This is a genomic window from Endoryza foliicola, from assembly GCF_050589245.1.
GTDB classification, from domain to species: domain Bacteria; phylum Bacteroidota; class Bacteroidia; order Chitinophagales; family Chitinophagaceae; genus Endoryza; species Endoryza foliicola.
In genome coordinates, this window is record NZ_JBOBEW010000007.1 from 33377 (window position 1) to 52541 (window position 19165).

At 41.7% G+C, this 19165-nt stretch carries 18 protein-coding genes; 3 read left to right on the forward strand and 15 right to left on the reverse strand.

Going from position 1 to position 19165, the window contains the following annotated elements; genetic code table 11:
- Window positions 1–3 precede the first annotated feature (3 nt).
- Together queA and ACQ2HE_RS15600 are read left to right on the forward strand one after the other, a co-directional pair.
- Window positions 4–1053: a tRNA preQ1(34) S-adenosylmethionine ribosyltransferase-isomerase QueA gene (gene queA / locus ACQ2HE_RS15595; RefSeq protein ID WP_430896970.1), complete on the forward strand. Its 1050-nt coding sequence runs from the start codon at window positions 4–6 to the stop codon at window positions 1051–1053.
- A 125-nt stretch (window positions 1054–1178) separates the two neighbouring features.
- Window positions 1179–2078, forward strand: coding sequence for an alpha/beta hydrolase (locus tag ACQ2HE_RS15600; protein ID WP_430896968.1), 900 nt, complete (start codon window positions 1179–1181; stop codon window positions 2076–2078).
- 53 nt (window positions 2079–2131) lie between these two features.
- Here ACQ2HE_RS15600 and ACQ2HE_RS15605 read toward each other — a convergent pair whose 3' ends face one another.
- The 15 genes from ACQ2HE_RS15605 to ACQ2HE_RS15675 all read right to left on the reverse strand — a co-directional run bounded on the left by ACQ2HE_RS15605 (window position 2132) and on the right by ACQ2HE_RS15675 (window position 17400).
- Window positions 2132–2710, reverse strand: coding sequence for a hypothetical protein (locus ACQ2HE_RS15605; protein ID WP_430896966.1), 579 nt, complete (start codon window positions 2708–2710; stop codon window positions 2132–2134).
- Between the two features lie 63 nt (window positions 2711–2773).
- Window positions 2774–3244 (reverse strand): septal ring lytic transglycosylase RlpA family protein, encoded by a 471-nt coding sequence (locus ACQ2HE_RS15610; protein WP_430896964.1) that lies wholly within the window; start codon window positions 3242–3244, stop codon window positions 2774–2776.
- 9 nt (window positions 3245–3253) lie between these two features.
- Window positions 3254–4948 carry a L,D-transpeptidase family protein gene (locus ACQ2HE_RS15615; RefSeq protein ID WP_430896962.1) on the reverse strand — a complete coding sequence of 565 codons (1695 nt, stop codon included), beginning with the start codon at window positions 4946–4948 and terminating at the stop codon, window positions 3254–3256.
- Window positions 4949–5223: 275 nt separating this feature from the next.
- On the reverse strand, window positions 5224–5523 hold the full coding sequence (locus ACQ2HE_RS15620; protein WP_430896960.1) for a DUF952 domain-containing protein: 300 nt from the start codon (window positions 5521–5523) through the stop codon (window positions 5224–5226).
- A 21-nt stretch (window positions 5524–5544) separates the two neighbouring features.
- Window positions 5545–6546, reverse strand: a complete 1002-nt coding sequence (locus ACQ2HE_RS15625) for a chorismate synthase (protein WP_430896958.1) — start codon at window positions 6544–6546, stop codon at window positions 5545–5547.
- Window positions 6547–6597: 51 nt separating this feature from the next.
- On the reverse strand, window positions 6598–7863 hold the full coding sequence (aroA, locus tag ACQ2HE_RS15630) for a 3-phosphoshikimate 1-carboxyvinyltransferase (RefSeq protein ID WP_430896956.1): 1266 nt from the start codon (window positions 7861–7863) through the stop codon (window positions 6598–6600).
- A 19-nt stretch (window positions 7864–7882) separates the two neighbouring features.
- Window positions 7883–8902 carry a 3-dehydroquinate synthase gene (gene aroB, locus ACQ2HE_RS15635; protein WP_430896954.1) on the reverse strand — a complete coding sequence of 340 codons (1020 nt, stop codon included), beginning with the start codon at window positions 8900–8902 and terminating at the stop codon, window positions 7883–7885.
- A 48-nt stretch (window positions 8903–8950) separates the two neighbouring features.
- Window positions 8951–10042: a chorismate mutase gene (locus ACQ2HE_RS15640; RefSeq protein WP_430896952.1), complete on the reverse strand. Its 1092-nt coding sequence runs from the start codon at window positions 10040–10042 to the stop codon at window positions 8951–8953.
- Window positions 10043–10131: 89 nt separating this feature from the next.
- Entirely contained in the window at window positions 10132–11820 is a 1689-nt protein-coding gene (locus ACQ2HE_RS15645) for a DEAD/DEAH box helicase (RefSeq protein ID WP_430896950.1), read from the reverse strand.
- A 100-nt stretch (window positions 11821–11920) separates the two neighbouring features.
- Window positions 11921–12769, reverse strand: a complete 849-nt coding sequence (locus ACQ2HE_RS15650; protein ID WP_430896948.1) for a prephenate dehydrogenase — start codon at window positions 12767–12769, stop codon at window positions 11921–11923.
- A gap of 3 nt (window positions 12770–12772) precedes the next feature.
- The gene (locus ACQ2HE_RS15655) at window positions 12773–13933 is read right to left on the reverse strand and encodes a pyridoxal phosphate-dependent aminotransferase (protein WP_430896946.1); all 1161 of its coding nucleotides are present in this window, start codon (window positions 13931–13933) and stop codon (window positions 12773–12775) included.
- 13 nt (window positions 13934–13946) lie between these two features.
- Entirely contained in the window at window positions 13947–14822 is an 876-nt protein-coding gene (locus tag ACQ2HE_RS15660) for a prephenate dehydratase (protein ID WP_430896944.1), read from the reverse strand.
- A 237-nt stretch (window positions 14823–15059) separates the two neighbouring features.
- Window positions 15060–15623, reverse strand: a complete 564-nt coding sequence (locus tag ACQ2HE_RS15665; protein WP_430896942.1) for a hypothetical protein — start codon at window positions 15621–15623, stop codon at window positions 15060–15062.
- An 88-nt stretch (window positions 15624–15711) separates the two neighbouring features.
- Window positions 15712–16539 carry an N-acetylmuramic acid 6-phosphate etherase gene (gene murQ / locus ACQ2HE_RS15670; protein ID WP_430896940.1) on the reverse strand — a complete coding sequence of 276 codons (828 nt, stop codon included), beginning with the start codon at window positions 16537–16539 and terminating at the stop codon, window positions 15712–15714.
- Between the two features lie 21 nt (window positions 16540–16560).
- Window positions 16561–17400, reverse strand: coding sequence for an N-acetylglucosamine kinase (locus ACQ2HE_RS15675; RefSeq protein ID WP_430896938.1), 840 nt, complete (start codon window positions 17398–17400; stop codon window positions 16561–16563).
- A gap of 167 nt (window positions 17401–17567) precedes the next feature.
- Between ACQ2HE_RS15675 and ACQ2HE_RS15680 the strand changes: the two genes are divergently transcribed.
- Window positions 17568–19160, forward strand: a complete 1593-nt coding sequence (locus ACQ2HE_RS15680; RefSeq protein WP_430896936.1) for a S41 family peptidase — start codon at window positions 17568–17570, stop codon at window positions 19158–19160.
- Window positions 19161–19165 lie beyond the last annotated feature (5 nt).

Sequence of the window (19165 nt, forward strand, 5' to 3'; positions counted from 1 at the left end):
TACATGAAGTTATCGCAGTTTCGTTTCGATCTTCCCTTGAATTTGATTGCACAACATCCGGCAAAAAAGCGTGAAGAATCCCGTTTAATGGTAGTTCACCGTCACACCGGCCAAATTGAAAACAAAACCTTCAAAGATGTTTTGGACTATTTTGACGACAAAGACGTATTTGCCGTAAACAACACCAAAGTGTTTCCTGCGCGTATGTACGGCAGAAAGGAAAAAACCGGTGCCAAGATCGAGGTTTTCTTATTAAGAGAATTGAACAAGCCCAATCGTTTGTGGGACGTTATTGTTGATCCCGCAAGAAAGATTCGTGTTGGTAACAAATTGTATTTTGGAGAATCGGATGAGTTGGTTGCTGAGGTAATTGACAATACCACCAGTAGAGGTCGTACGATTCGATTTTTGTGGGATGGAACTGATGAGGAGTTCCGTCAGATGCTGGAAATTTTAGGTGAAACGCCCCTTCCTAAATACATCAAAAGAAAGCCTGAGCCTGAGGATAAGGAGAGATACCAAACGGTATATGCGAAGCACGAAGGTGCAGTTGCAGCTCCTACTGCCGGTTTGCACTTCAGTATTGAATTGATCAAGCGTTTGGAGATCAAGGGTGTTCGCTTTGCAGAAGTGACCCTGCACACAGGTTTGGGAACCTTCCGTCCAATTGAAGTAGAAGATTTGAGTAAGCATAAGATGGACGCAGAATACTACAAAATTGATGAAACCTCTTGTAATATCGTTAACAAGGCCATCAAAAGTGGTAACCGCATTTGCTCGGTAGGAACTACTACCATGCGTGCAATTGAAAGTTCGTATACTGCGGAGAAATTATTGAAGCCATCTGAAGGTTGGACCAATACTTTTATCCACCCTCCTTACAACTTCAATATTGCCGATTCATTGATCACAAACTTCCATTTGCCAAAAACAAGTTTATTGATCATGGTTTGTGCGTTCGCCGGATATGACTTAGCTATGGAAGCTTACAAGAAAGCGATCAAAGACAAATACCGCTTCTTCAGTTACGGAGATGCGATGTTGGTGATCTAATTCTAAGCATTTTGTTATAAATACCTTTAAGGGCCGCAAATGCGGCCCTTTCTTTTTGACTAATTTGTTCAAAGAAAAAAGAGTTGCTATCTTTTGATAGTAAAGCAATCATTTAATTTCTTGCCATGAAAAATTTCATCCCACTTCTTCTATTTCTTCTTTTAGCCCAAACAACAATGGCTCAAAAAACCGTTCCGCTCTACAGTGAATCAATCCCTAACTCAAAGCCTTCGAAAGACGAGGAGTTCACAGATACATTGAAAGGTGGAATATTGATTGTACATAAAATTTCGCGCCCTACCCTCACCATCTATCTACCGGAACATCCGGCGCCCGGTAAGCAAGCCATGATCATTTTCCCGGGAGGAGGATATTTTATCAACGCTACCAGTCATGAAGGCCATGATGTTGCCAAAGAACTTGCCAAAAACGGTATAGCTGCTTTCGTTGTAAAATACCGTATACCCGATACTGCCACGATGGTGAATAAAGAAATTGGGCCGCTTCAAGATGCGCAACAGGCTATTTTAACTGTGAGATCCAATGCCAAGAAATGGAATATCAACCCTTTAAAAATTGGCGTCATGGGATTTTCGGCCGGCGGGCATTTGGCGTCAACCCTGGCTACCCATTATCAAAAATCGCTTATTCCGAATCCTGAAAAAGTATCGCTCAGGCCCGACTTTCTGGGTTTGATTTATCCGGTTATAAGTTTTAAAGACAGTGTTGGACATATGGGTTCTAGAGCACAATTGATTGGGCCGCTTATTTCAGCCGAAAAAATAGATGAATACAGTAACGAACTGCATGTTGATAAAGACACCCCTCCTAGTTTTCTAGTGCATGCGAAAGATGATCCGATAAAGATTGAAAACAGTTTAGTGTTTATTGAAGCCCTTAAGAAATTTAAGATCCCTTATGAGACTGTTTTTTTCGAAAAGGGTGGACATGGTTACGGAATGATCAACCCAACAACTGAAGTAAAGTGGATGGATCAATTCATACCATGGATTAAAAATCATTAATACAAAAAGCCCCGCAGGATAGCTGCGGGGCTTTTAATTAGTTATTACCTGAATTATTTCGTCAGTTTAGCAGAGAAACCGATTCCAAACCAGAAGTGATAAGCCACTACTTCAGTAGCCGGTATACGGTATTGAGCTTGAATGTTCAAATAGGCTTCGTCAAATACATTGATTTGCATCCCTGTTCCTACAGGAATATATGCACCAACATAAGAACGATAATTTGACACCCCTACTCCTGTTTGCAAATAAGGAACGATCAAATAGTTTGCAGGCAACATTCTTCCACGAATAGTAGCATCCCCTTCTAAAAGCAAGCCATCATTGCCATAAGTCACTTTATTAGGAACCGGATAATCTACCAGAGATCCTGAAAGAGTTAGAGAATAGTCTAGGCTCTTATTAATTCCTTTGGTATAACTCACAGCCAAACCGGGAGTCATATCTTTTAACTTTGAAAATTCTTTGTTTTTGAATACGGAACCCAGATTGTTCTTACGAACATTCGCTGCAGAAGTAAAATCATTATAAATAATGCTGATTCCGAAAGTAGCTGGCTGCACCCCACTATCCTGTGCGGATACTCCTAAAAATCCCAATAGGGCGATTAGAGCAACGGTTAGTTTCTTCATAAACGAGCGTGTTTTGGTAGTAACAAAAATAAAGGCCTCCAACGTAACTATAAAATTTTTTATTTACTGTTCCACGGGCTTTGTTTCGGGCTCTTCCGGCTCCTCCTCGTCGAAGTTTTCGGGCTTTTTCTTGCCTAAATACTCCACTTTCACCTTTGTGAGCCCTTTCCCAATAAAGGAGAGTTTTGAGGCAGCAGCGCGGCTTAAATCGATCAAACGACGGTTTTTTGGGTGCATCCGGTCATTGATGCGAACAATTACTGAACGATTATTACTCAAATTGGTCACTTTCACCCAGGATTGTAAGGGCAGCGTATTGCTGGCTGCGGTAAGCTTTTTCTGAGTGTATACTTCCCCTGAAGCCGTTTTTCGGCCCTCAAATTTATTGTCGTAGTAAGAAGCGGTTCCGATCTTGATCTTGGGAATTCCCGATTTTTTCTTCCGTATGGTAGTGGAATCAGACTTTACAGCCTGAGAAAACAGGGAAACTGACAGCAAGCAGCTGCAGCAAATAAGGAGCAATCGTGACGCCATATAGATCGATTATTGGATGGATTTGTCTGCGAAATATCGCTCGCGCAACTTCTTGTCCTCCCCATAAATATCTTCATAAAATTTCACTTTTCCCAATTTCCCCTCAGCAGTAAAATATCGTATGAAAACGGGCATCCGATTACGAACCCAAAGTGTATGCTTTTCTTTTCTTTTCAACCAAACTTTCAGAGAATCTTGCGACTTATTGACTAACAAGTCATTAGACTTTCTAACGGTATCACCTTGTACAATAAAATGGGCCAATTTTTGCCATTCTTGAACGCGTACACAGCCATGACTCAAACTCCTACTGGCATTGGCAAATAAATACCGTTGGTTGGTATCGTGCATGTACACACTGTACTTATTATTAAAATTGAATTTAAGGATCCCGAGAGCATTGGCATCACCACTTCCCTGGATCACTTTGTAGGGGATTCCTTTTGTGTATTTAAACCAATTGATTGAAGCCGGGTCAATTTCTTCGCCTTTATTGTTTACAATCATGTACCCATGTTTGGCGAAATAAGCCGTACTTTTTCTTGCTTCGGGAATCACTTCTTTAGCAATAATGCTGGTAGGAATATTCCACTGCGGATAGGTAATGATATCTGTGATCTTACTAGTTAATAAAGGAGTACGGGTTTCAGGTTTTCCTACTACTACTCTCGATGTGAATGCCAAAGTATCTGCATCCCATACTTGCATATAATAACTAGGAATATTCACCCAAATATAACGGGAGGGCATGGTATCGGGCAATTGCTTGTATTTATCCAAATTCAAGGCAATTGTTTTGAATTGTTCCCAAGGAGTATAATTGAGGCGTGCAGCTGTAGCTACATTGATCTTTCCGGTTGGCTTTAAGTTGAAGCGTTTCTGATAGCTGGTTAACACCGTTTTCCAAGCCAAGGTATCCTGATCATTAAAACTACTGTCAATCAATCCGCCTTCCTCCAAACGCGCCTTCAACTGCGCCATCAACTGAACAGAGTCTTTATTTGGGTAGATGATATAGGTATACTTTTTAAATTGCTGGATAGAATCTAAGAAGTGTTTAAGACCATTTTTGAGTGAATCGTATCCAATAACTTTTGGCTCTAATGATTGAAAACTTTTTTCAATGTTTTTTGAAGAGAGTACCTCAGTCATTAACTCGCTGTAAAACAAGGGGGGCAAAAGTGTGTCTTTTGTAAGTGTGATACTATCTTTTTGCAATCGACCTTGTTTTAGATGCCTTCCTATCAGCATCACTGCATCGGTAAGCATTAGATCCGATTGCGCCCATAATACAGCATCTTTATGTGCCAAGGTATCCGTCACCAATCGGTTTTTTATAGCCGAAAGTGTTGAGTAGTGATAGTCGTTTGGAAAGAGTCCAAAGTATTTTGAGCGACCGATGAAATCAATCAATGAGTCTGCCAAAGGAGTAAAAGCCGATTCATGTGTCCAAACGGCTTTATATCCATTGTTTTTGTAATAGATATCGATCAGTGTATCCAATCGAATGATAATGGTATCGGAAATTCGTCCGCTTTTGTTGAGAGACTGTTCTAATAATCTGGAAATTTGTCGGCCCACTACATCATCCATTTCCTCAGGCTTTTCTACAATGCGCGGTGCATTGCTCTCATCAGAAGTACATCCGATGGCCAAAAAACAAACGAAAACAGAAAAGGAAATAAGGATTAATAGCCGATTCATAAATGTGATTGCTTCCCGCAAAACTTTCGAAGTGGAGAAACGGTCTGGAAATTTGACACAATGATAAAAAAAAATCAGGGGATAGCCTACTATCAGTTCACAAAGGGGGCCTTTTTTCTTATAAGTGTTACTATTTATACCCAACGGCATTGGGAAGCGGCGAGTTGTGAGTTATTGAGTTTTGGGTTATAAGTCTGGCACCTAGTTCAACTCATTTGTATCCGGCCTTCCCAAAACAAATAACTTAAAACTTAAAACTCACTACTTACAACTCCCTACACGGCTTCAATACCAATTACGGCCTCCAACTGAATAGGCCCGTATATATGCGGAAAAGTATCCTGAGTAGAGGGAGACCAATCATAGATCAATTGACTGGTTAACTTGGAAGTATCGATCACCAATTTATGAAGATCCGGCACATTGCTATAATATCGCTCAATTACGCCCTTTATCTGACCAGCTTCGCAGCAATGAATAAACCCCTCCTCTTTCAAAGAAGCAGCTTCATAATACCCTTTTTCCTGCGCTTCTGCCCACGATTTTGGTGTTACTAAATGGTATATAATTGGCATAGCAATCGGTTTTTATAGTTTTTAAGATTCGGTGTAAATAGTTGGGATGTGTCGTTCCAACATGTACAGGTCGGCCAGCACAAGAGCTGTAACAGCCTCTAAAACAACCGGAACGCGAAGCGCGATACAAAGATCGTGACGCCCTTTTACAGAGAACTCATCCATTGAATTGGTTTCCCAATTCCAAGTATGTTGTTCTTTTGGAGTAGAAGAAGTGGGTTTAATTGCAATTCGAAATACGAATTCATTTCCATTGGTTATACCACCTACTACCCCACCGGCATGATTGGTTTGAGTAGTTCCCAGGCCATCAATGATCGCATCATTGTGTTCAATGCCGAACATTTTGGCGGCTTGAAAACCGGTACCAAACTCGATGCCTCGCACAGCCGGGATGGCAAAAACAGCATGGCTGATCACAGACTCAACAGAATCAAAGAAAGGATTTCCGAGTCCAACAGGCAATCCCGAAACCCTACATTCTACAATTCCTCCAATAGAGTCTTTTGCATCGATTGCTTTTTGCAAGCCTTTTTCTATATCGGTTTCACCACCTATTTCGAGTAAACTAGCGGTAATGGACAGTTGCTTTAATAGCTTTTTAGCAATCACACCTGCCGCCACCAAACAAACCGTCAATCGTCCGCTAAAATGGCCTCCTCCTCTATAATCTTCGAAGCCACCAAATTTTTGATGAGCAACAAAATCGGCATGACCGGGTCGAGGTACCGCTCTTAATTTATCATAATCTCCACTTCTCGTGTTGTTGTTTTCGAAGATCATTGTTAGCGGAGCGCCGGTTGTTTTATCATTAAACAAACCACTTTTGAAAATGGGCATATCCGATTCCTGACGGGGCGTTACACCTTTTTGAGTGCCACCCTTGCGTCGTTCAATATCCGTCACAAAGTCTTCCAAGAACAAAGGCATTCCGGCAGGAAGCCCGTCAACAGTGATTCCCACAGAAGCTCCGTGTGATTCACCAAAAATGGAAACTTTTAATATGCGTCCAAATGAGTTCATAATACTAAGGTGTATAAATTTACATCAATTCAGTTTATTGATGCGAATTGTTTAATGAATGATGCCTCCTAGTTTCCGAATGTGATCGTAGAAATCGGGGTACGACTTATTAATGGCTTCTGCTTCTTCAATTTCAACGGCTCCCTCTGCTTTCAAAGCGGCTACTGCAGCAGCCATGGCTATACGGTGATCGTGATGCGAATGGGTTTTTGCAGCTCTCACTCCGGTACCTCCGTGTACAATCATCAAATCGTCTTGCAATTCAATTTTGATTCCCATTTTACCGAATTCTTCTTGCAAAGTGAGCGCACGGTTGCTTTCTTTATGTGTTAATCTAGTAGCGCCTTCAATTACTGTTTTGCCTTCGCAATAGGAAGCCAATGCTACCAATGGAGGAAACAAATCTGGACATTCGGTTGCATTGAAATGAAATGCTTTCAATGGCAGGGGGCGTAATTCAATATGTGTAGGCTCAATGGAAATGCCTCCTCCCGAACTCATGATCGCTTGAAGAATCGCCTTATCAGCCTGTGTTGAAAACACATCCAAGCCCTTTACCGTAATTGGACCGGCAATGACTCCCGCAACCAACAGAAATGCGGCTCCACTCCAATCTCCTTCAACGGTATAGGTTCTATTGGAAGGATTTACAGCTTCATTTTTATCGAAATAGAAAGATTCGTAGTTGTTGTTAACAGGTATTTTCAATCCAAACTCTTTCATTACCGCTAGGGTAAGATCAACATATGGCTTGCTTTTTAAATTGGTAACCGTAATAGTAACATCACTGGCATTTGAAGCAGCGTATGCCATGAGCAGTCCGGTTAAGAATTGAGAACTCAAACTTCCATCGATGGTGATATTTCCCGGCTTTAAAGGCCCTGTTACTTGTAAAGGCAGTTTACCACCATTACTTTGTATGTTCACTCCAAGTTGCGGTAAAATTTCATCAAAGAAATCCATTGGTCGGGTAACCAAACTACCGGTACCATTGATGGTGATGGTTTTTTCACTCATGGCAACAATAGGAGTAAACATACGGATGCTTAGGCCCGATTCTCCGCAATTGATGGCCTCTGCAACGGGTTTTACTCCACTTGAGCTGATGGTTATTTCTTCACCTGCTTTTTCTATAACTGCACCCAAACGGGTAATGATATCTTTAGCTGCTTCATCATCATTGCTATGTCCCGGGTTGATTACAGTGGTTGTGGCCCCGGAAACCAAGGCTGCTGCACAAGCTCTTTGCATGGAGCTTTTTGATGCTGCGGCACGAATAGAACCGCTGAGTGATGAAGGTTGTACTGTTACTTTCATATTTCCTAAACGGGCTTAACTAAAGTTGTAATAGCAAATTGGTTAGATCCGACATTGGAATGGGATACACCACTCCTTTTCCATTTTTTTGTAGAAGAATATAATTCATCACTGCCTTTTCCTTTTTCTTGTCTTTCTCCAATACTGCAATTGCTTTCTTCATGCTGAACTTGGCATAGGTAGGCAGTTGATAGGCTTTGATCAATTCTATCAGCTCATTTTTGCCTTTATAATTCAAAATTCGTTCACTCAGTTCTGCGGCATAAGTCATTCCTATTGCTACAGCCTGACCGTGAGAAAGCTCGTATTGATTTTCGATTGCATGCCCAAGGGTATGCCCGAAATTGAGTAGCCTGCGGTCACCTTTTTCAAACTCGTCTTTCAACACTACTTTGGTTTTTATCAGCGCATTTCTTTTCACCAATGCAGCCAATGCTTTTTTGTTCTTCTGATAATACCCAATGTTGTATTGTTGCAGCTCTTTAAACAGTGCGCCGTCCTTGATAGCAGCATGTTTAATGATCTCTGCAAACCCATTCTGCCATTCTGCTTCCGGCAAACTGCTCAATAATTTGAAGTCGTACAAAAGAAAAGAGGGTTGGCGAATGATGCCTACCATATTCTTATAGATTCCTACATCTATTCCGTTCTTACCTCCAATAGATGCGTCTACCATTGCTAGCAAAGTGGTTGGCACAAATCCACAACGAATACCGCGCATGTAAATGCTGGCAATATAGCCGGTGATATCGGTGATAACACCTCCACCAACGCCCACCAAAGTGAACTTGCGGTCTACTCCTAAAGCAATGAGTTGTTCAACAATGGCATCAACCGTAGCTTGAACCTTATATTGCTCCCCTGCTTTTAATGCAATGGTATTCCAGTTTTTAAAGGCAGCGTGATGTGCTTTAAAAACATTTTCATCTGTGATAATTACAGCCGCCTTTGGGTCTACAATTTCTTTCAGCTGCTTTATGCTGCCATCGAAATAATAGTCCACTTTAGCGCCTGAAAAAGTGTAGGTCTGCTTTTCCATGCTTATAAAAATGAAAAATACAAGGCCGGTTGGCCTTGTATCAATGTATTAGGCATTCATAATCTTATTCTGATGGTTGATACTTTCCATGTGTACCGCATCAAAATAACGAGTGATGAATTCTTTGCTCAATCCTTGCTTCTCACCTTTCACAAAGGCACGCTCCAAAATTTCATTCCAACGATTGGTTTGGAGGATGGTGATATTGTTGTTCTTTTTGTACTCACCAATTTTTTCAGCGATTTTCATACGCTGACTTAAAATCTGCATCAATTCATCATCGAGGTGATTGATTTGTTGACGTAGTTTTTCTAGAGCCGCGTGGTATTCTTGTGAAGCAGTATCTTCACTTCTCCAGATGATACTTGAAATCATTTCACCCAAACGTTCCGGGGTTACTTGTTGTTTGGCATCGCTCCAAGCATTGTCGGGATCGATATGGCTTTCAATCATCAAACCATCGAAATCGAGGTCAATGGCTTTTTGAGCTACATCCATTAAGATATCGCGGCGACCACAAATATGTGAAGGGTCGTTGATAATTTTCAATTCAGGGTTGCGGCGTTTCATTTCAATTGCCAAGTGCCACATCGGTGCATTGCGGTATTCTGTGTTACCGTATGAAGAAAAACCACGGTGAATCAAACCAATTTGTTTCACTCCGGCGCGCGCTACACGCTCCACTGCACCTGACCACAATTCGAGGTCGGGGTTGATTGGGTTCTTGATCAATACGGGAATATCTACACCTCTCAAAGCATCGGCCACTTCTTGAACACTGAAAGGGTTCACGGTAGTACGAGCACCGATCCACAAAATATCTACATCAAATGTAAGCGCATCTTCCACCTGCTTTCCGGTAGCAATTTCTACGGTTGTAGGCAAGCCGGTCAATTTCTTGGCTTGTTGTAACCAAGGTAATCCTTTCGCACCGATCCCTTCGAACATACCGGGTTTGGTACGAGGCTTCCAAATTCCGGCGCGAAGTACATCTACTTTACCGGTGTTTGCTAATCGTTGAGCAGTTTCAATAACCTGAGCTTCTGTTTCGGCACTGCAAGGGCCACTGATGATCATGGGCTTCTTGTTCCAGGCCTGCTGGGTTACTTCTTTCATGTTAGTTGCGTCTGTTGCTTGCATATTGGTGAAATTAAAAATGTGATCAAAATTGATTTATACAGTTGCCGTAACAGCAGCTGCATCATTTCAATGATGATCACATCTGACTATTATCGGCTATTAGCGTCGTTCATACGAATGCGGCGGCCCTTGTATTTCTTCCCGTCAACTGCTTCAATCATTTGACGAGCCGCTTTGCGATCGATTTCTACCCAGCTGTTCATTTCTTTCATATCAATTCTTCCGAGTACTTCTTTTTTAAGATCACTCATGTCTAATATGAATTGTAAGAAACTGGCTTTGTAAAAACCATCTTTCGTGCCAAGGTTCACAAAGAGACGTTGATAGTCGCCACCCCCACCGAATTCACGGCCGCGGGTATCTCTTCTTCTATCATTTCCTCTGTCGCCTCCTCTATCGTTTCCACGATCTCCTCTCTCACCACGCTCTCTGAAATTAGAACGTTCTCTTTCGCGAACGTTTAAGTCTTCTGCGTTTTCGTAGTATTTGAGGAAACGGTCGAATTCAAGAGAAGCTACACGTTTCAACACTTCTTCTTTGCTTACATCGGCAAATTTTTCCTGCAACATGGGTAAGTAGGTTTCATAGTCACCATGACTTATATCACGTTGCAAGAGTTTATCCATAAATGAAAAGAACTGCTTTCTACAAACGTCTTTACCACTTGGAATTTCCAACTTATGGAAAGGCGCTTGAACGATTCTTTCAATTTGACGCAATTTTCCGGTTTCGCGAGAATGAATCAAACTCATACAAATACCGGTGTTGCCCGCGCGTCCTGTTCTTCCACTTCGGTGCGTATACACTTCAATATCATCGGGAAGTTCGAAATTGATAACATGGGTAATTCCCTGTACATCAATACCGCGAGCGGCCACGTCTGTAGCGATTAGAAGTTGAAGGGTTTTGTCGCGAAACTCACCCATTACTTTATCGCGTTGTTGCTGCGTCAAATCACCGTGAAGGGCATCGATATCGTATCCTTCGCGGGTTAGTTTATCGGCAATTTGTTGGGCGTCGATTTTTGTTCTGGTGAAAATGATTCCATAGATACCGGGGTTAAAATCGATCAATCTTTTCAATGCTTCATAACGGTTCTGAGAACTGGTGATAAAGTATTGGTGATCGATGTTTTTATTGGCGGTATTCATTTTACCCACGGTCACTTCCACCGGTTGTTGCATGTACTTTTTGCTCACGCGCTTAATTTCAGGTGGCATGGTAGCACTAAATAACCATGTGGCGTTTCTCTTTGGGGTGTTTTGTAGAATGAACTCAATGTCGTCTTGGAAACCCATGTTCAACATTTCATCCGCTTCGTCTAAAACAACGTATTCGATTTCGTCGAGATTAATTGCTTTGCGTTCGATTAAGTCGATCAATCGTCCCGGAGTAGCTACAACTATTTGAACACTTCTTTTCAGTTCTCTAATTTGAGTACCGATGGAAGCACCTCCATAAACAGCCACTACATTTGTACTGGGAAGAAATTTCTTGAATAACTCAAGTTCATTCACAATTTGCAAACACAATTCACGAGTGGGGCAAACCACCAATGCTTGCGCTGTTTTTTTTGTAGAATCAACCAGTTGTAAAAGAGGCAAGCCAAATGCGGCTGTTTTTCCTGTGCCCGTTTGCGCCAGTCCCACAAAATCCTTCGTTCCACTCAATAATACAGGAATTGCTTTCTCCTGTATGGTTGTTGGGTTTTTGAATCCTAACTCATCGGTAGCCTTTACCAATGCAGCATCCAAACCCAACGCATCAAAAGTCATCATATAAATTACTAATTTGGCGCAAAGGTACTGCAAAACCCACGCCCTGCCTAATAAACTATTCAAAGAGCTGATAGTTAGCCTATTACAGGCTCCTATTCTTCTATTTTATAATACGTCGAATGCTGTTCGCATTCTCTATTAATTCGGTCAAATACTCGTAATTGTCTTTCTCCAAGCAAGATTTGATCTTGCGCAATTGCGAAATGTGCTCGTTTAGTACATCCAACACGTTTTCCTTGTTTTGTTGGAAAATTGGCACCCACATTGAAGGAGTACTTTTTGCCAAACGAACGGTACTTTCAAAACCACCACCCGCCAATTCAAAAATGGCATTCTCTTCCTTTTCTTTTTCCAATACCGTATTGGCAAGCGCAAAGGAGGTGATGTGAGAAATATGACTCACATAGGCCACGTGGCGGTCATGATCGTGTGAACCCATGTACACCAAGCGCATTCCTAAATCGGTATAGATCTTCTCCATTGCTTCCACTGCATCCGGATCGGAGACTTCTTTTTCACAGATCACACAGGATCTTCCTACGAAGGCATTGCGCACGGCAGCTTCCGGACCACTGTATTCTGTTCCCCACATGGGGTGGGTGGCTACAAATTGCTTTCTGTTGGGGTGATCTCTCAATGCGTCGCACAATGCTTGTTTAGTAGACCCCGCGTCTGCTACTATTTGTCCTGGTTTTAAGAGATCCATTATGGTAGTCATCACCGGAATGGTAGCATCTACCGGAATGGCCACATAAATCAAATCCGCTTTTGCCACCGCTTCTTCCAAAGGCAAAGCTTCATCAATAATTCCCAAATCAATTGCCTTTTGGGCACTCGACGCAGTTCTACTTACGCCTATAACGTTCTTGGCTAGCCCTTTGTCCTTTAAAGCCAACGCAAAAGAGCCACTGATCAATCCAACACCAACAATGGTTACATTCTGAAACATAGCTTAACTCAATTTTGATTTGATTCGGGCAATGCTTTCGTTGAAATTCTCAATAGTGCTGCACAAACTCACGCGCACGTATCCATTCCCGGCTGTTCCAAAAATTCCCCCCGGGGTTATGAATACATTGGCGCCGTAGAGCACCTTATCGCTTACTGTATAACCACTTTCCTCAGCTGCAGGAATTTTTGCCCAAACGAACATGCCTACCTGAGCGCGATCATAAGTGCAATGCAGCAGATCCAACAACTCAAATGCTTTTTCTCTTCTTTCTTTATATACCGCGTTTACGCTATCGTACCAATCTTTTCCCAAGCTCAAGGCTTTCGCTGCGGCTAATTGCAAAGGAAGAAACATGCCGCTGTCCATATTGCTCTTAAAACGCAATACTTCGTCGATTCTATCTTTAGAAGCGCACAACATACCCACACGCCAACCGGCCATGTTTTGAGATTTACTCAAGCTGTTCAGTTCTAACACACAATCCAAAGCCCCGGGAGTAGCGAGTAAACTCTGCGGTTGATCATTCAGAATAAAACTGTAAGGGTTATCGTGCACAATCAACAAATTGTGTTTTTTAGCAAAAGCGATCAGCTTTTCAAAAAAGGATGCTTCCGGAAGGGTTCCGGTTGGCATGTGCGGATAATTAACGAACAACAATTTTACTTTTGAAAGATCGGTTTGTTCCAATGCTTCAAAATTGGGCTGCCATTTGTTTTCTTCTTTTAGTTCATAAGAAACAGGAACTCCACCGGCTAACTTAACAGCAGCGCTATAAGTAGGATAACCGGGGTTGGGAATCAATGCTTGATCTCCATTGTCTAAGTAGGTCATGCAAATATGCATGATGCCTTCTTTACTTCCAATCAGTGGCAAAATATCGGTATCCGCATTTAAAGATACTCCGTACCATGTTTTGTACCAATCTGCAATAGCATTGCGCAGAATAGGAGAACCTTTATAGGATTGATAGGCATGTGTATTGGCTTTCGCACTTTCCTCATGAAGAATTTTCACCACTTCAGGATGAGGTGGAAGATCGGGACTGCCAATACCCAGATTGATGATTTTCTTTCCCTCTTTGTTGAGTCCGTCTATTTCTCTCAGTTTTTGAGAGAAGTAGTACTCGCCTATTCCATTTAACCTGTTTGCCGTTGCTATCATATAACCCCTTTATTTATGCGCTTTTTAATTTGAGTTGATTTCCGTTTCTATAGATGCCGAAACAAGTGTAAGATTCTGTTTGATTCTTTACTTGTTCTTCCATGAAATGGTATTGTTGTATAGACTCGAATTCCAGATCAGCGTAAAAATTGTACTTGAAATCGGAGCCCGGAATCGGAAAACTTTGGAGCTTGCTTAAGTTGATCCCTGCATGTGCTATGATTGTTAGCACACGAGCCAAGCTTCCTTGAGAATGATCGGTGTGAAAATTGATGCTTGCTTTGTTAGGGTTTTCAATGGGGGCTGCACTATCGGGACGTTGAAGCACCAGAAAACGCGTATAATTGTTTTTCATGGTATGGATATTCGGTGCAAGAATATCTAAATCGAACAATTCAGCAGCCAATTTGCTGGCGATGGCCGCTTGTGTTTTGCTTCTATTTTTGTGTATATGCTGCGCGCTTAAAGCGGTATCTTCTGTTTCAACTAATTTCCAATTGTGTTTTTCGAGAAAGTCGAGACACTGTAAAATGGCCATAGGATGTGAATGCACTTCTTTAATGTCTTCCAATTTCACACCGGGGTTTACCAATAAGTTCTGTTTAATTTGCAAATACACTTCACCTACTACTTGAAGGTTCGATTTCTTAAGCAAACTATAATTGGGTAGAATGCTTCCGGCAATGGAGTTCTCAATAGCCATTACGCCGCCATCACTTTCTTTCTTGTTGGCTGCAATTTTCACTACATCACGAAAAGTATCACAAGCAATCACTTCAACATCTTCTCCAAAAAACTGGCGAGCAGCTACCTGGTGAAAACTTCCTTCATAGCCTTGGATGGCTACTTTATGGGGTTTGCTCGTTTGATGTTGTGTTTGCTTTTCCATTTGTTTGAATTGTGATAAAAAGAAAGTCCCGGCTTTTGGCCGGGACTCTTTATGTTGTTTGTTTTTTCTCTTTTCAGTTACAACAAAAGCGTTCCCGGCTTCTCGTTAAAGAAGTAGTAAAAATAAAAGGTAAAAAATCCTTGTGCTTTTGCCATGATTCAAAAATACGCTATTGAAAACAAATCCCAAAATTATTTTTTTGGAAAGCCGCATCCCTATTGACTTAGCTAACGTTTGTTAATCCAATCTTTTCGATAAAGTTTCGTCAATCTTTTTAAAAAGATGAAAAGGCCGATAGGTTCTCCAATTACCAATCTCCATTAATTCAATGTAGCGGTTCAGCTTGGCCTTCTTAAAATCATATTGGGTTGCTTCCGGCATGTTCAAGATAACCGCCCACCCTTCATTGTCAATCGATTCTTCGTACCATTCTTGATAATACTCTTTATCGCTGCTATGGAAATTCAGTACATTTTCTGCAATGAGTACAAATTTGCGAATGCCGAAATTGCTGAACTCGTCGATCACTTCACGTTTCAATTCCATGATATCATTTTCGATTGCATCGTTCCATTCGCCAATGAGTTCGATGATGGCATATTGTTCTTCGTAATCGGCCATGATCACTTTCATGAAAAGTGTTCTACTGCCAAATTCATCCCATTGCGGGTGTATATAATAGTTGTAAACGGTTTGAGAGAATTCAAATTCGGAATAAGTTCTTCCGAAAAAAGGAGAACGTTCGTCTTGTTCACTTATATAAATGTGTCGCCAATTGTAGAACGGCTCAATGTCGTGCATAAAAACAAGTTGAGAAATATGAGCTTTGAAGTAGCGCGTAGCCTTACGGGAAAGGGTTAAACAGCCGGAGCAGTGAAAAGTTCAACCATTATTTTTGAGATGCCTTGTAAGCATCGGTGGCTTTTTTTACACTTCCCGATTTTAACAGCCATTCCTTGGCCAGTTCGTAATTGTTGATTCCTGTTGCTTGCATCAGCATTTTAGTTCCGCGATCAACCAATTTCTGGTTGGTCAATTGCATGTTTACCATTCTATTGTCTTCAACTCTGCCAATTTGAATCATCACAGCAGTTGATATCATGTTCAATACTAACTTTTGAGCGGTACCACTTTTCATGCGCGTACTTCCTGTTACAAACTCCGGTCCCACCACTACTTCAACCGGGAAATCGGCTACTGCGGCCAAAGGTGTTCCGGGGTTGCAAGTAACGCAACCGGTGGCTATGCCTTTCTCCTGGCATTTTTGTAACGCACCTATTACATAGGGCGTAGTTCCACTTGCAGCGATTCCAACCACGATGTCTTTATCAGAAATTTGATGCGCCACCAGATCCAACCATCCATTGTCTGCGGCATCTTCTGCATTTTCGATGGGCTTTCGAATGGCTTCATCACCTCCGGCTATTAGGCCAATTACAATGCCATGGGGCATTCCATAGGTAGGAGGAATTTCGCTGGCATCGAGTACTCCCAAACGGCCACTGGTTCCGGCCCCCATGTAAAAGATGCGGCCACCGGCAATCACACAATCGGTAGCAGCAGCTACCAAGCGCTCAATTTGCGGCAATGATCGTTCCACTGCATCCGGCACTTTTTTATCTTCTTTGTTGATATTGGTAAGAATTTCACTTACCGTCATTTCTTCCAAATGCCTGTATCTACTTTCCGATTCTGTAATTTTCTCAAATGCTGCCATTGCTGCGGTTCTGTCTTATTATTATTTGTGATACTTTATCAAGCCTTCCATTGGATTCTTTAAAATGGTTCCCAATTCAAACTCATAGGTATCGCAAAGTTCGCGAACTACGTCCTGAAAACCATAAGCAACTCCCCCAACAAAGCTAATAGGATATTTCCAACTCTCTCCAATTTTGCATAAATGCGTGAAAAAGAAGTCATTGATCCCATCTTCAACTATGTTTTCGACCATGTAATGTCCTCTATTTTCCGACAAAAAGAGGGCAAATCCGGCCAAATAACGATTGGGGAGCGGCTGTTTGTACACCTGATCGAGAATTTGAGAACGGTTCAATCCATATTTTAAATTGAACTTATACATCAATTCTTCGTCGAATGTATTATAAAGAAAATATTGTACTACTTTTTTACCCAAGTAGGCGCCTGATCCTTCATCACCCAGCACATAGCCCAATCCCGGACTTGTTTTCTTGATTTTCTTTCCATCGTAGTAACAGACACTGCTACCGGTACCAAGAATAGTTGCCAATCCTTTTTGATCTCCACAAACCGCTTTAGCAGCCCCCATTACATCGTGCGTAGCTTGAACCGCTGCGTTGGAGAATACCTTTTTCAATGCCTTTGTTACAAGTTTGGCGTTTTCCGGTGCGGCTAAACCTGTTCCATAATAGTACACTTCCGTGATTGCCGTGTTTTTGAATTTGGTCAACACTTCCTGCCGAACCAAAGATTCTATTTGCACAGCATTCATAAAATAGGGGCTAATTCCCTGAGTAAAGATCGTTTTGGTTCTTTTCCCCGGGCTCACCAAACACCATTCACATTTAGTGGCACCACTATCGGCGATTAATATACTCATAATGGTTCTTTTTACTGATTCTCAGTATGTGGACGAAGGTAAGTTCAAAATTGAAAATTAATTAGGAACTTGCCGCCTAATTATAGACCGGTAACAGAATATTAACCCATATCCTGCAACTGATTGAATAATTTACGAAAAGTTTGAAAAACACTAAGAAATAAACCATGAAAAAACTACAGGTTTGGTGGCCCGTTTTGTTTGCTGTAACGCTAATAGTGGGCATGTGGATGGGGTTCAGTTTGAGAAAGAATATACCCGACGGACAAGGTTTCTTTGGAACTCCTAAAAAGGCTTCGGTACAGGAAGTGATTGATTTACTGCAGAAAAAATATGTGGATTCGGTGCATACGGATTCGCTTACCGAGGAAGCAATTCAAAGCATGCTCGGCCATTTGGACCCTCACACGGTTTACATCCCGGCTGTGTATACAGAAGCGGCAAATGAAGACCTAAATGGCAACTTTGAAGGGATAGGCATTGAATACTATGTAATAAACGATACGGTAAATGCTGTAAACGTATTGGAAAAAGGTCCCAGTGCACAAGCCGGTGTGAAAATGGGAGATAAAATTATTAAAGTTGGCGACTCAGTGGTGGCTGGTGTAAAAATCACAAACGAGCGCATTCGTAAGCTCTTGAGAGGACCCGCAGGCTCGGAAGTAGCTGTAAAACTGTTGAGAAATGGACAACCCCTGGATGTTAAAATCAAGAGAGGCACTATTCCGAAATTCTCAGTAGATGCAGCTTACATGATTTCAGAAAATACCGGATTTATTCACTTGAACAAGTTTTCCAGAACTGCCTACGAAGAATTTATGGCAGCACTAGAAGATTTGCAGAAAAAGGGAATGAAAAAGTTGATTTTCGACATTAGAGGAAATGGCGGAGGGATTTTGGAAGAAGCCGTTGATATTGCCGATGAATTCTTGGATCAAGATAAATTGATCCTTTATACTGAAGGTTTACATGCTAAACGCCAGGAATACCATTGTAAAAGACCCGGGCTATTTGAAAAAGGAGCACTGGTGTTGTTAATTGATGAGTTCAGTGCATCTGCTAGTGAGGTGTTGGCAGGAGCCTTGCAAGATTGGGACAGAGCCACGATTATTGGAAGAAGAAGCTTCGGAAAGGGATTGGTTCAAGAACCTTTTGAACTCAGTGACGGCTCCCAATTGCGCTTAACAGTATCTAAGTATTACACGCCTAGCGGTCGGAACATTCAAAAACCTTTTGATAAATCAAAGGAAGCCTATCAAGAAGAAGTGTACGATCGATTTCACAATGGCCAAGCTGTGGTAGGTGATACAGCAGTACACACAGGCAAAGTTTTCAAAACAATCATCAAGAAAAGAGTGGTTTATGGTGGCGGCGGCATCACACCCGATGTATTTGTAGCAATTGATACCATTTCCTATTCTAACGCGGCACGTCCTTTACTTTACTATAAGGAACTTGGCAAGTTCGTTTATCAGCAGTATTTCAAACATCCTGAAACATACAATCAATACAAATCGGCTGCAGATTTTGAAAAGGGATTCAGCATTACCTCTGCTATTTTGGATGCTTGGGCTGCAGAAGCCGGTGCCGGAATCGATTCTATTAAAAGCCTTACAAATGCTGATCGGGAAGCGCTGAATAGAAGGTATAAGAGCTTTATGAGTCAGCAAATCTGGCAAATGAATGGTTACTATCAGTTTGCTAATACCATCGACAAAACAGTTTTGAAAGGTTTGGAAACAATCAAAACCCTCCAATAAGATTT